Genomic DNA, 13024 nt, shown 5'->3' on the forward strand with positions numbered 1-13024 from the left:
CAAGTGATTGATTCCAGATAAATGATTTCGCGGTTTGGGTGTTTGCTGCTATAAGGAGGGCCGTTGCACAAGGGGGAACACCGACGGCAACGGGTTGCGAGACCAAACTGCTTCGGGATAAACACGCGGCTTGAAAACAAGCCTCGTTGGGGAAACTGATTTTGATCGAAGCAATAAGAACACGCCTGCCGGGTGTAAAAAACACCGTAAGGCAGGGACTTTTCTTTGCGTTTGTTGGCACCATGACCGTCATGGGGGCCGCGTTACCTGCTGCTGCGAGCACGCAGGAACAGGCTGCACTTGGCAGTCCTGTCCTTGATGACGCGCTTTCGACCCTTATCCCCCGACCGCTTTCCGAACGTGACGCAGAACTTTATGAACAGATTTTTGCCGTGCAGGAGCAAGGTCGCTGGGATGATGCCGACCGCCTGATTTCGCGCCTGTCTGATGATGTCCTGATGGGGCATGTGATGGCGCAGCGTTATCTGCACCCGACGGCCTACCGTTCGCGTTACAAGGAACTGAAAAACTGGCTGGCGGAATATGCCGACCATCCGCAGGCACCGCGCATCTACAAGCTTGCGCTGACACGCCGCGGTTCTGCCAACTACCCGAAAAAGCCGGTTGGCAGTTATGTTTCGGGTGCGGGCTATGATTACGAGAACATCACGCCCTATTATCACAAGTCATCAAAAAAACTGTCTTCCAAGCAGCGTTCGCGCGTTGCGACCCTGAAGCGTCGTATTCGCCACCGCATTGGCAGTGGCTGGCCGACCGGGGCGCTGGAAGTTCTTGAAAGCGACGAAGCACAGCGTCTGTTTGATGCCTATGAGCAGGATCATGCCAAGGCCGCGATTGCATCGGGGTATTACTACTTTGGCAAGCCTGACCTTGCGTTGAAATATGCTGGTGAAGCGGCAAAGCGTTCGGGCAAGTATCTGCCGCAGGCGCATTGGACCGCGGGCCTGACGGCGTGGCGACTGAACAAGATGGATGAGTCGCACGCGCATTTCGCAGCGCTAAGCACCAACAAATATGCGTCAAGCTGGACCCGCACCGCCGGTGCATTCTGGGCCGGGCGTATTGATCTGGCAGCAGGCCGGTTTGACGAAGCCGATGCCATGTTGAACCGGGCGGCGGAATATCCGCGCTCCTTCTATGGTCAGTTGGCGATGCGCGCGCTTGGCCGCGATGACGTGTTTGACTGGGACAGCCTTGAGCTTGATGAAAACCGTGCCAACAAGCTGAAGCTTGATCCGCATGGCCGCCGCGCACTGTCGCTGTTGCAGGTTGGTCAGCGTGATGAGGCCGAACGCGAATTGCGCAAGGCCGCGGCAAAGGATGACGATTCGTTGCGCCGTGCTGTTCTGGCCCTGACCGATACCGCAAACTTTGCATCGCTTACCATGCGTCTGGGCAGCTATATCGCGCAGAAGACCGGTGATGTGTTTGTTAACGCGCTCTATCCGGTTCCGCCATGGGCGCCGGAAGGTGGCTATGAAGTTGACCGTGCGGTGATCTATGCCTTCATGCGTCAGGAATCGGGTTTCAACACCGATGCGCGCAGCCATGCCGGTGCGCGTGGTCTGATGCAGCTGATGCCGGCAACGGCGAGCTATATCGGCAATACGCGCTATCGCGGTGAAAAGCGTGCCGAACTGTATCAGCCGGAAATCAATCTCGCCCTTGGGCAGAAATATGTTGATCACCTGCTTGAGCAGAATGGCGTTGATAACGGCTTCCTGCAGTTGATGGCGGCCTATAACGGTGGCATTGGCAATCTTGGCCGCTGGCAGAAGGCGCTTAAGGACAATGTCGATCCGCTTTATTTCATCGAAAGCATCCCGTCGCGGGAAACGCGTCTGTTCATCGAACGCGTGATGGCAAACCTTTGGATGTATCGTTCGCGCTTTGGTCAGGAAACACCGTCGCTTGATCTTCTGGCGGCGGGTGAATGGCCGACCTATCAGCCGCAGGATCAGGACACCGATCGTGGCCTGACGGCTCAGCGCTAGGCGATTAATTGCTGCGATGACAGCCCATAACGGCGACAGACCGCACAAGCACCCAACAAATGACAAGGACCGTGCCCCGGAACAGGGGACGGTCCTTGATCGTATCAAGATGCCGCCAATGAGTGGCGAGGAAGCCCTGCGACGGTTTGGCGAAGGGCATTCAGCGCAAAATGGTGGTGGGGGCGTAACCAAGCCCGGCGAGCTTGAAACACTTCATCCGATCATGAAGCTGGTCGCCCTTGGCGGGACGTTGTTCCTGATTGTCGCGGTGTTGCTGGGCGTGCTGTATCTGTTCGCCGCCTGAGATCAACTATCCAACCTAATCGGCGTTGATCGCGGTATCTTCATCTGTTTGCAGGGCCTTGATTTCGCTTGCCGTGGCATTGCCAAGCGGGTCGTCCTTGGGCAGGTCGCGATAAAGATCGCCAAGCACGCGAAGGGCCTGATCAGGCTTGCCATTCTGTTTCAGCATCATGCCGTAATAGTAGCGCGCCAGAAGGTGGTTGGGCATTTGACCCAGCGCATGCAGGACAAGATCGCGCGATGTATTGTCGATCTGCCCGTCCTGGGCGGTGATGCGGGTATCGGCATATTCGATGGCAAGCAACGGATTGTGCCCCGACAGGGCATATGCCTGGGCAAAGGCGGCAACCGCGCGTTCGATATTGCCAAGGCGAAGTGATCCGCGCGCCAAGGCCACCCAGCCCTGAAGATTGCGCGGGTTGACCTCTAGCGAGACGACAATCTGATCAAGCAGACGCCGGATCTGCTGGTCGGTCTGGAAATCGGGGTCGGTGGCGTTATCGGCAACGGCGGCGGCGGCCGCAAGGTTGCGTTCGCCAGCACGCTCCGCATAGGGGCGCGCGGGCAGGGTCGGGCTGCCCAGCATGGCATAAAGGCCCAAGGCAGCAATCACCGGCAGGACCGCGAAGGTCACGCGGCGCGCACGCGATCCGTGGCCCGTTGATTTCGGCAGGCTCGCATACAGGGCGGCACCTGCCAGAATTGCCAGAACAGTCAGGCCAACCCAGATCACCGGAAACCTCCGATCGGGTGGCGATATGTCAGGCGGTTAAGCTTCATTCGGATTTGCCGATATCTTTTGAAGTGCCAAGAAGCTCGTCCAGACGGGCCTGTTCATCCTTGGATAGTGACGCGGACGCCGTGCTGCCATCCCGTTTCTTGCGGCGATAGAAGGCAAAAACAGCCAGCATCGCCAGAAGCACCAGCACCACCGGGCTTGCCCACAGGATGTAGGTTTCAGGTTTCAGCGGCGGGTTCAAAAGAACATAGTCGCCGTAGCGTGCGACGATATAGTCAATGACTTCTTCGTTGTCATCACCCGCAATCAGGCGTTCGCGCACCAGCACACGGAGGTCGCGCGCCAGTTCGGCATCAGAATCATCAATTGACTGGTTCTGACAAACAAGGCAGCGTAGTTCCTTGCTGATTTCGCGCGCGCGTTCTTCCAGAACCGGATTGGACAGCATTTCATCCGGATTGACGGCAAATGCCGGGCTTGATGCCATGACGGGTAGCAGAATGGCAAGGGCACCAAAAACGAGTTTGAAGCGTCTGATCATCCCTTTAACTCCTCGATTTTGGGCATCAGGACCTTTTCAAGGACTTCGACTGTGACGGGGCCGACATGCTTGTACCGGATTTGTCCGTTACCATCGATGATGAAGGTTTCCGGAACGCCATAGACGCCAAAATCAATGCCCGTACGGCCCGAAATATCCATTCCGACTGCGGCATAGGGATCGCCAAGCTCATCAAGCCACTTCACCCCGTCCTGCGGATCCTTTTCCTTGTAGTTCAGGCCATAGACCGGGACAGATGCTTCGCGTGACAGGCGTTTGATCAACGGGTGTTCTGCGCGGCACGGGATGCACCAGCTTGCAAATACGTTGAGAACCGAAACGTTGCCCTTTGTCAGATCCGCACGCGATAGGCCGTGATCGCGACCGGGAAGCGGCGGCAGCGAGAATTCCGGTGCCGGTTTATCAATCAGAACCGATGGCACAACAGAGGCGTCCTTGTCGATATTGAGCAAAAACACCCCGGCCAAGGCGGCAAACAAAACCAGCGGGATTACAGCGATCGAAAATCTCATGAAGTAGAAACTCCAGGCTTCTTAAGGCGCAGGATTACGCGCGTGAGGATGCTGAAACATCCCCCGATCAACATTAGTAACATGCCGCCCCAGACCCAGGGCATCATGGGCAGATAATGAACTGTTACCACCCGGCCACCATCATCATCACGGTCGCCGATTGAAACATGCAAATCACCATCGCGACCATGCCAGATATCGGCTTCGCGGGTTTCAACGCCGCGGATCGGGTAATAGCGGATTTCAGGGAACAGCTCTGTTACGGGCTGGGAATGGCGATACAGAATAAAGGTCGCCTGACGGGTGGCATAGTTTTCACCGGCCAGAAGCGAGACGCCTTCATATTGCAGGTTATAGGGGCCTGCCTGAATGCTTTGACCCGCACGGGCGGACACAACAACCTGTTCTTCCCATATGCTGCTGGCTGATCCACCGGCAATCAGAACTGCCAAGCCAATATGGGCCAGTGTCATGCTGACATAGCGGGGACCCAAAAGTTGCAGATTACGATATTTGCTTTCGCCATGTTCCGGGTGGCGCCACAGCCGCGCCCAAAGGTCACTTAGTGACGCAGTCAAAATCCATCCGGCAAGGCCGATCCCGATCAGCGGCGCCGGGGACAGGTCGATAAAGCGGATCGAAACAAACAGGACCGTAATCAGCGACAGGATCGCGGCCAGTTTCATGCGCCGCCCGATCATCCATAACTCATCCTGCCGCCAGCGCAGTGCCGGGGCGAAGGCCATCAGGAACATCAGGGGCAGAACGATGGGGACGAGTACTTCGACATAAAAAGGTGCACCGACCGTGATCGGTTCGCCGGTGATCCATTGCAAGACCAGCGGATAGATCGTGCCGATAAGGACCACAGCCGCAATCAGGGCCAGCATCACACTGTTAAGGAACATCGCACTTTCGCGCGAGATGACCTCAAAACAGCGGCCTTCGCCCATCTGATCTACCGATCGCCAGAACAGGTAATAGGCGGCGGCAAAAACCACACAGAACCCGATCAGAAGACCGTTGCTGTCAATCGGCAGGATCTGTGTTTCGGGAAGCGGCGCAAACAGATCAGAGCGGGTCAGGTAGACCCCGAACCATCCAACCGCAAGCGTCGTGATGCCCAAAAACGCCGTCCAGCTGCGCAGGGTTTCGGTTTTTTCAAGAACCGCGCGGCAATGGAGAAGGGCGGTGGCGAGCAGCCATGGCAAAAGCAGGCTGTTTTCCGATGTGTTCCAATACCACCAGCCGCCCCAGGCTTGCTCGCTGTAAGACCGATAGGCATTGATCGCAATTGCGGTGCCAAGGCAGACCCAGCTTGCAATCGTCCAGGAGCGCATGGTTTCGGCAAACTGGCGGTCAATCCGGTTATCCAGCAAGGCTGCCAGTGTCAGGGCAAAGATCCCGGCAAGTCCGGCGAGACCAAGGTACAGGAATGGTTCGCGCAGGACCTTAAGCAGGTCCTGGTTTTGCGGGTTCATGCCGCGCCCATCAAGCGGCACCACGGTCACGCGCAGGAACGGATCGGCATCAATCAGGGTGACAACGCCCAGAACCGCAATCAGCATTCCAAGAATGGAAAGCGCGTTACGGGCAAAGCGGTCGGCATCAAGGCTTGCTGATTTGCGCAACTGAACCGCCAGCAAAAGGTTCACCAGCGACAAGGCCACCAGCCACAGCAAAATCGCCCCGCCATCGGGCGTGAATGCAGCCCCGATGCGATAAAGCAGCGGGGTGGAAGAATGGCTGACATCGGTCACGACGGGCAGGGTGAAGTCACTGACGATAAAGGCGTTTAGCAATGCGCCCTCGGCCAGAAGGCCAAGCAGAAGGATGGCAATCGGCAGCAGGAACAGGTTCGCAGGCTTCGCAACGATTGGCGCAAAGGCACCATCGGCATGGCCATCACGATCATCATCGGGGAAGTCGGGGCTGCCAACCGGGGTGGCGGGGGCCTTTTGCGGGGAGAACATGCGCAGGGATGAGCGCAGCCAAAGCGGGCTGAACAGAACGGCCTGTCCAATTCCCGTGACCACCATCAGAAGCAGGGCAAAATGTCCTAACTCTGCAAGCATGTGCGTTTAAGGCTTCCCCAATAGTTCCCCTGTGACCTATTGCCTGATCGGTGGGGTCCAGATCAAGGGGCAATGGTCGCAGCTATGTTCTTCTTGCGCGTATGGTCGGGCTTTATGGCGGCAGAATGTGGCTTAATTGCGCATCTGTTCGGCGTTTTTGGCTTCGATTTCTTCCCAGTAGCCGCTTTTCTTAAGCGATTCGGCAACTTCGGGCGGCATGTAGTTTTCATCATGCTTGGCGAGAACTTCCGATGCGATAAAGGTGCCTTCGCTGCTCATATGGCCCTCGGCGACCACGCCTTGGCCTTCACGGAACAGGTCGGGCAAAATGCCGCGATAGGAAACCGGCACGGTTTCGGCCATGTCGGTCACCGCAAAGGCGATGGTTTGCCCGTCATCCTGCTTTGCCACCGATCCTTCGACGACAAGGCCGCCAATGCGCAGACGCTGGTCAGGATCGATGGGGGATTTTTCGGCGATTTCGGTCGGGCTGAAGAAGAAGACGACCGAATCTTCAAACGCAGTCAGCATCAGGGCCGCAGCACCACCGACGGCGAGTAGGATCGCACCGATGACATACATGCGTTGGCGTTTACGGATTTTTGCGCGGGAAAGGGACACAGTCGTTCTCCGTTCAGGATGCCTTTTGGGTCTTTTTGGTGCGGCGCGGACGCCGGGATTGCAAGACGGCCTCAAGCTGGTCGCGTTCGATGCGGCTGCTACGCAAACCGCGCAGGGTGGCAATCAGCAAGACAATCATGGCAAGGGCGGTAAGACCATAACTGGCCCAGATATAGCTGCCATAGCCACCCATTGAGAAGAACTCACTCATTGTTTGGCCTCCGCATTGTGACCCGCTTCATAGGCCTTGTCTTTGGCTGCTGCCGGGGTTACTGTTTCATCAAACATGCCTGAGAGGTGCAAGGCGCGAATGCGGCGTTCATTCAGTTCCAGACGCACGCGCAGGATCAGCAGGACAAAGTAATAGCAGGTGAAACCAAGGATCATCAGGGCAAGCGGCAATTGCATGCTCGGATCAACAGCCGGGCCATCCATGCGTACGATGGAGGCCGGCTGATGAAGTGTATTCCACCAATCGACCGAGAATTTGACGATCGGCACATTGACCGCACCAACCAGTGCCAAAGCCGATCCGGCCTTTGAACCACGTTCGGGATCATCAAAGGCATTCACCAGCGCCATGTAGCCGAGATAGAGGAACAGCAGGATCAGCATCGATGTCAAACGCGCATCCCACACCCACCAGGTGCCCCACATCGGTTCGCCCCAAAGCGATCCGGTAATCAGGCAAAGGGCGGTAAAGGTCGCACCAACCGGGGCGGTGGCGCGTGCGCAGATATCGGCCAAAGGGTGTTTCCAGATCAGGCTCATCGCCCCGCAAATTGCCATGCCGACATAGCAAAACAGCCCCATCCACGCAGCTGGAACATGGATATACATGATCCGCACGGTGTGGCCTTGCTGGTAATCAACCGGCGACCCGATCAGGGAAAAGTAAAGCCCGGCCGCAATCAGGATTGCAGTCAGAACCGACAGCCACGGCAGGATCGGGGCTGTAAATTTCAAAAACACACTTGGTTTAGCAAAGCGATGCATTTTTCTTATCCTTGGTGCGGAAATCCGCAAAGGGTCATCCCGTCTCGTCGTCTTTTTGTTCTATTCCATGGCCTGGCGTACGGCATGGGCGGTAGCAAAGGGTGCGGCAGCCAATGTCAAAAGCAGGATGGCGGCCATGATCTGTAGTTGCGCGGTCGCCGAAATTCCGAGCAGGGCGGCCTCAACCGCACCGGCCCCAAATATCAGTACCGGAATATATAGTGGTAAAACTAGAAGTGATACAAGAACACCACCGCGTCGCGCGCCCAATATCAGGGCAGCGCCAATCGCCCCGATCAGGCTGAGGGCCGGTGTTCCAAGCAACATGGCGATCATCAGAATGGCAAAACCGTCCTGATCCATATTGAGCATCACCGCCATCAGCGGGGCCGCAATGATCAGCGGAAGCCCGGTTGTCAGCCAATGTGCAAGCACCTTGCCCAAAATCAGAAGTTCGAGCGACACCGGTGACAGGGTTAGAAGTTCAAGCGATCCGTCTTCGTAGTCGGCCTGAAAAACGCGTTCAAGCGACAGCATGGCGGCAAGCAGCGCTGAGACCCAGATCACACCGGACGCAATGCGCGCAAGGATATTGACCTCTGGCCCGACGCCGAACGGAAACAGCGTGGTGGTGACAATAAAGAACGCCACGACCATGACGGAATCAGCCCCCTGACGGAGGGCCAGGCTGAGATCACGGCGCAGGATGGCGAGAAAACCGTTCATTGTGCGGCCTCCTGCGAGGAAGGGGCGCGCATGGCCTGCGCCATATCTTCGATATCGTCCTGCTCCGCCAGCCATTCGACCATCGGGATGGCGAAGTCATCGAGATCAAGAATGGTCGGGTTTTCGACATCAAGATCGATATGGGTCGAATAAACGACAACGCCACCACGGGCACGGAACTCGGCAATCAGTTGTGCGAGCTCGGCACAGCTTTCGCGGTCGAGCCCCACGGTCGGTTCATCCAGCAACCAAAGGTGACTTTCACCGATCAGTATGCGGGCAAGGGCCGTGCGCCGTTTCTGACCACTTGAAAGGTAACGGCCGGTGACGCGTGACAGGTGGTGGATCTGAAGCGCATTGAGCGCGCGGTCAATCGCGGCTTCAAGATCAGGAACACCGCGCAGCTGACCCCAAAGGCGCAAATTATCGCGCACGGTCAGAACCGGTTTGATGGCATCCTGATGGCCAAGATAATGGGTGCGGGCATGGTGGGCGGCGCGATCATCGGCAATGCTTTCGCCGTTCCAGCAAAGCGCACCGGACCGCGGTGCGAGAAGACCCGCCATCAGGCGCAACAGGCTTGATTTCCCGGCGCCATTTCGACCGCGCAGCATCACGGCATCACCGGATTTGGCCGAAAAGGAAAGGCCGCCAAATACCAGTCTTTCGCCGCGCAGGCAGGTCAGATCAGAACCGCTAAAATCAGCCATATAACCCGTTAGATTGTCTGAAATTCATTCTGCAACACGTCATGATATAACGCGTTCCAGCGGATTATTCATGCAATAACCGACAATCGTCTGGTTGGCATTGTTTCAAATCAATCCAAACTCACTATCAGGTGGGGTTTCAGTCTTTGAAACGGACCATGGCTGCACCACTGATCGGGCCACCGCGACCATTCTGGATCAGAACCGCGATCCCGCCGTCATAGGCACCTGCCATGGCAAAGGGGATTTTCTGCTGGCTGCTGCCGTCCCATTGTCCGAGGCTGACCATTTCGCGCACGACATTGGCATTGACCAACCGCTTGCCGGCATTTTCCCCGGACAGAACATCGCGTTGATGTTCGCGGTCAAAGCCGATCAACCAGACTTGCGCGATCTGGCCCGGTGAAGATCTGCCAATACCACGAAGCGAGATCGTGCCTTTGGCCGGTTGTGCTTTATCCGTTGTGCTCAGATGGATGTTGGCAATGTCATCGAGGGGGGCGACGGTCGTGCTGGTGGTTTCGATCTGTTGTCTGACGGTTGCGCGCACCACGTGATCGCCATTGATGATGACCTGCGGGGTATAGACATAGCGTTCGCGCATGCGGTTGGCATAATCGCGCTGGCGTGCGCTGTATCTGGCGTCGGAAAACGGATCTTCCCAACCCAGATAGTTCCAGTAATCAACGTGATAGGACAGCAGCAGCAGATCATCATGCTGATCTGCCATGTCATGCAGGACCTGATCGGCCGGCGGGCAGGAATTGCATCCTTGCGAGGTGTAGAGTTCGACCACCGCGCGGGGCAATACGCTTTCACTCGCGCTTGCCGGGGCGGAAATGGTCATGAGCAACAGTGCAAGGGCACTTAAAAGGGGGCGAGGGTTTTTCATAACACTGATCATGCCTGAAAACCGCCATCACCGACCAATCACAAGGCCTTGAAAGCCAGGCGAGGTGCCAGAACGCGATGATCTTGTTGCGCTTTTTCTAGGGCGCGGTAGCGATTTTGGTCTTGGCCAGTTCGGAAACCTGTTCGGCGGGCATCGGATGTCCCAGAAGGTATCCCTGGATCAGGTCGCAACCCGCTTCGCGCAGCACTTCGAGTTGGTGTTCGTTCTCAACCCCTTCGGCAACGCAGGTTTTGCCAAGGTTACGCGCCATGTTGATGATCGTGATCGGCAGGGTCTGGCCGTCCGGGCCATCTTCGATATCCCACACAAAGCTTCGATCAAGCTTGATCACGTCAAATGGCAAGGTGCGCAGGTAGCTGAGACTCGAAAAGCCGGTGCCGAAATCATCAAGGGCGATCCGCACACCCAGATTGCGCAGGCGCTGCAGCTTGGCGCGCATATCGTCGATATTGCGCATGAACAGGCTTTCGGTGACTTCGATTTCTAGCCGGTCGGCAGCGACACCCTTATCAACGATGATGGCACGCAGCTGTTCGGCGAAATCCATCGAGCCATAGAATTGCTGTACGGACACATTCACCGCAAGGCGCAGATTGTGCAGGCCTTCCTGACGCCATGTGATCAGCTGATTGCAAGCGGTGCGGATGACCCAGCGGCCCAGTTCGCCAATGACACCCATTTCCTCGGCAATCGGGATGAAGGTCGAGGGCGGAATGGTTTTGCCATCTGATGTGGTCCAGCGCAGTAGGGCCTCGACCCCGGCAATCTCGCCGGTCTTGGCATCAAATTGCGGCTGATAGACAAGGTGGAGTTCCTCGTTATCGATCGCACGGCGCAAGGCGGTTTCAAGGGCAAGGTCCGCGCCCTTCTGACTGTGCAGATTAACGCTATATAGCCCGACGCGGTTGCGCCCCTGTTCCTTGGCTTGGGTCATTGCCAGTTCGGCACAGCGAATGATGTTGCTGGTGTCGTTGGCATCTTCCGGGAAGGATGCAATGCCGATGCTGGCCGAAAGATAGACATCCTCACCCTTGCGGGTCAGATGCGCTTCCCCCAGGCGGTTCAGCAGCTTTTCGGCAATGTTGAAAGCTTCCTGTTCGGTATTCACATGCGGCAGGATCGCGGCAAATTCATCAGCCCCCACACGCGCCACCACGGCATCGTGGCCGAGTTCGCGGCTTATGCGGCGGGATACTTCGACCAGAACATCGTCACCGATATTGTGACCAAGGGCGTTGTTGACGCGCTGGAAGTTATCGAGATCCAGCATGGCGATGGTCAGCGGCCGACCGAGCCTGCGCGCCCGCCCGATATGAAGCGACAGCAATTCCGAAAAACGGCGACGGTTCGGCATGCCGGTCAGTTCATCGGTAAAGGCAATCCGCAGAACATCTTCGCGGTTCTTTTCCCGCCCGCTGATATCGGTGAAGATCGATGCATAGTGGGTGACAGTACCTTCGCCGTCTCGGACTGCCATGATCGACAGCCACTCGGCATAGATCTCGCCCGATTTGCGGCGGTTCCAGATTTCGCCTTCCCATTTTCCCGTACGGGTCAAATCGGCCCAGAGCTTTTCATAGAAAGCCTTGTTCTGACGTCCGGATTTGAGGATGGCGGGCGTCTTGCCAATAACTTCCTCGGCCTGATAGCCGGTCACGCGGGTGAAGGCCGGGTTGACGGCTTCGATCTCGGACTTGGCATTGCAGATCATCACGCAGTCAGGCGAGTTTTCAATCAGCTTGTTGGCAAGGGCCAGTGACTGGCGCGCCTTGGTCAATTCACTGCTGCTGTCTTCGGCAAGGCTGCTCAGATGGATCAGGTAATCCTGTTCGATGAATTCAAGCAGGTCGGCAAATGACAGAACACCGATGGTTTCGTCATTATGGTTGTGCACGACAAGATGACGGAAATTGTCACGCATCATCATGTTGCGCGCGTCATCAAGGTTCATGTCCTGACGGATGAAGGTTACCGGGCGGGTGGCAATGTCCCCCGCCGTCAAGTTTTCATGTTCTTCGGCCAGATGGCGCAGGATGTCGCGTTCGGTGATGATGCCGGTCTGAAGTTCGGCCGGTTGATTGTCCGGGAAGCCTGTGATGATCGCGCTGTCGCATTTTTCGGAATGCATGCGCTGGCGCAGTTCCCAGACACGAATGTCCTTATGCGCGAAAACGGTTGATTGGCGCACAGCATCGGCAACGTCATTGGTGATGAATGGCTTTTTATCACCAACATGGCGGATCAGATCGGTCTGGCTGATAATCCCGACAAGGCAGCCGTCAGCATCAATGGTGACAAGATGACGCACGCCGCGGTCGCGCATGCGAACGATGGCGGATTGCGGTGTGGCATGGACCGAAATGGTATGAACCGGTTCTGACATGCGTGTCGAAACCGGTTCGGAAAATGCAGCGGATGTTGTAGCCGGTAGAGAGAGCAGATCATGCTCGGTGACGATCCCCACCGGTTTATTTGACACCACCACGATAATGGAACTGCTGTTGGCATGGCGCATCTTTGCAACCGCTTCACCAAGGGTTGCTTGCGGGCTACAACTTAAGACTGTTCCGGGTGAGAGTGTACCGACCGTCAGACCAAACGGACGTCCGTCTGAGGATGTGGGGCGTATCATGTCTTTGCTCTGTCAGACTCTGTTCTTGTTCGCTTTATTCTTAAGAGGGTGATTTCTTGGCGGCCATACCTATCAGGTTCGGCGCTCTTGAGAATTGTTCTGGATCAAGTGTACGGGTTTTAACCGACACGCGGTCAGTTTTTTAATTAGATAAAACAAAAACACCCCACCGGAGAACCGGTGGGGTGTCGAAATGTCAGCCTTAGATTTCAGAAAGAAA

The 13024-nt window shown here is 56.5% G+C and carries 13 protein-coding genes; 2 read left to right on the top strand and 11 right to left on the bottom strand.

The genetic code is table 11. From position 1 onward, the window contains the following. The first annotated feature begins 161 nt into the window (after positions 1-161). Positions 162-2015 carry a lytic transglycosylase domain-containing protein gene (locus UF64_RS05805; protein WP_044828182.1) on the top strand — a complete coding sequence of 618 codons (1854 nt, stop codon included), beginning with the start codon at positions 162-164 and terminating at the stop codon, positions 2013-2015. A 16-nt stretch (positions 2016-2031) separates the two neighbouring features. Continuing rightward, entirely contained in the window at positions 2032-2319 is a 288-nt protein-coding gene (locus tag UF64_RS05810) for a hypothetical protein (protein WP_044827684.1), read from the top strand. 15 nt (positions 2320-2334) lie between these two features. Here UF64_RS05810 and UF64_RS05815 read toward each other — a convergent pair whose 3' ends face one another. The 11 genes from UF64_RS05815 to UF64_RS05865 all read right to left on the bottom strand — a co-directional run bounded on the left by UF64_RS05815 (position 2335) and on the right by UF64_RS05865 (position 12804). After that, positions 2335-3051 (bottom strand): hypothetical protein, encoded by a 717-nt coding sequence (locus UF64_RS05815; protein ID WP_044827685.1) that lies wholly within the window; start codon positions 3049-3051, stop codon positions 2335-2337. 43 nt (positions 3052-3094) lie between these two features. Then, a complete protein-coding gene (locus tag UF64_RS05820) occupies positions 3095-3598 on the bottom strand; it encodes a cytochrome c-type biogenesis protein (protein WP_044827686.1) in 504 nt (167 codons plus the stop codon). Beyond that, positions 3595-4131, bottom strand: a complete 537-nt coding sequence (locus UF64_RS05825) for a DsbE family thiol:disulfide interchange protein (RefSeq protein WP_044827687.1) — start codon at positions 4129-4131, stop codon at positions 3595-3597. Before UF64_RS05825 ends, UF64_RS05820 begins: the two co-directional genes overlap by 4 nt. After that, on the bottom strand, positions 4128-6206 hold the full coding sequence (locus UF64_RS05830; RefSeq protein WP_044827688.1) for a heme lyase CcmF/NrfE family subunit: 2079 nt from the start codon (positions 6204-6206) through the stop codon (positions 4128-4130). The genes UF64_RS05825 and UF64_RS05830 overlap by 4 nt, the downstream gene beginning before the upstream one ends. Before the next feature lie 132 nt (positions 6207-6338). After that, entirely contained in the window at positions 6339-6827 is a 489-nt protein-coding gene (gene ccmE, locus UF64_RS05835; protein WP_082049565.1) for a cytochrome c maturation protein CcmE, read from the bottom strand. A gap of 13 nt (positions 6828-6840) precedes the next feature. Then, on the bottom strand, positions 6841-7038 hold the full coding sequence (gene ccmD / locus UF64_RS05840; RefSeq protein ID WP_044827690.1) for a heme exporter protein CcmD: 198 nt from the start codon (positions 7036-7038) through the stop codon (positions 6841-6843). Then, positions 7035-7823 carry a heme ABC transporter permease gene (locus UF64_RS05845; RefSeq protein WP_044827691.1) on the bottom strand — a complete coding sequence of 263 codons (789 nt, stop codon included), beginning with the start codon at positions 7821-7823 and terminating at the stop codon, positions 7035-7037. Before UF64_RS05845 ends, ccmD begins: the two co-directional genes overlap by 4 nt. Positions 7824-7883: 60 nt before the next feature. Beyond that, a complete protein-coding gene (gene ccmB / locus UF64_RS05850) occupies positions 7884-8549 on the bottom strand; it encodes a heme exporter protein CcmB (RefSeq protein ID WP_044827692.1) in 666 nt (221 codons plus the stop codon). After that, positions 8546-9259 (bottom strand): heme ABC exporter ATP-binding protein CcmA, encoded by a 714-nt coding sequence (gene ccmA / locus UF64_RS05855; protein WP_044827693.1) that lies wholly within the window; start codon positions 9257-9259, stop codon positions 8546-8548. The genes ccmB and ccmA overlap by 4 nt, the downstream gene beginning before the upstream one ends. 139 nt (positions 9260-9398) lie before the next feature. Continuing rightward, positions 9399-10151, bottom strand: coding sequence for a thioredoxin family protein (locus UF64_RS05860; protein ID WP_235284975.1), 753 nt, complete (start codon positions 10149-10151; stop codon positions 9399-9401). A 97-nt stretch (positions 10152-10248) separates the two neighbouring features. Then, on the bottom strand, positions 10249-12804 hold the full coding sequence (locus UF64_RS05865) for an EAL domain-containing protein (RefSeq protein WP_044827695.1): 2556 nt from the start codon (positions 12802-12804) through the stop codon (positions 10249-10251). Positions 12805-13024 lie beyond the last annotated feature (220 nt).

The sequence above is a fragment of the Thalassospira sp. HJ genome, assembly GCF_000948415.1.
Taxonomy (GTDB): domain Bacteria; phylum Pseudomonadota; class Alphaproteobacteria; order Rhodospirillales; family Thalassospiraceae; genus Thalassospira.

What these genes read in the sequence shown, in the direction of transcription:
- UF64_RS05810 (WP_044827684.1), top strand. Translation starts at nt 2,032, where the DNA reads ATGACAGCCCATAACGGCGACAGACCGCACAAGCACCCAACAAATGAC.
- UF64_RS05820 (WP_044827686.1), bottom strand. Translation starts at nt 3,598, where the DNA reads ATGATCAGACGCTTCAAACTCGTTTTTGGTGCCCTTGCCATTCTGCTA.
- UF64_RS05825 (WP_044827687.1), bottom strand. Translation starts at nt 4,131, where the DNA reads ATGAGATTTTCGATCGCTGTAATCCCGCTGGTTTTGTTTGCCGCCTTG.
- UF64_RS05830 (WP_044827688.1), bottom strand. Translation starts at nt 6,206, where the DNA reads ATGCTTGCAGAGTTAGGACATTTTGCCCTGCTTCTGATGGTGGTCACG.
- ccmD (WP_044827690.1), bottom strand. Translation starts at nt 7,038, where the DNA reads ATGAGTGAGTTCTTCTCAATGGGTGGCTATGGCAGCTATATCTGGGCC.
- UF64_RS05845 (WP_044827691.1), bottom strand. Translation starts at nt 7,823, where the DNA reads ATGCATCGCTTTGCTAAACCAAGTGTGTTTTTGAAATTTACAGCCCCG.
- ccmB (WP_044827692.1), bottom strand. Translation starts at nt 8,549, where the DNA reads ATGAACGGTTTTCTCGCCATCCTGCGCCGTGATCTCAGCCTGGCCCTC.
- ccmA (WP_044827693.1), bottom strand. Translation starts at nt 9,259, where the DNA reads ATGGCTGATTTTAGCGGTTCTGATCTGACCTGCCTGCGCGGCGAAAGA.
- UF64_RS05860 (WP_235284975.1), bottom strand. Translation starts at nt 10,151, where the DNA reads ATGAAAAACCCTCGCCCCCTTTTAAGTGCCCTTGCACTGTTGCTCATG.
- UF64_RS05865 (WP_044827695.1), bottom strand. Translation starts at nt 12,804, where the DNA reads ATGATACGCCCCACATCCTCAGACGGACGTCCGTTTGGTCTGACGGTC.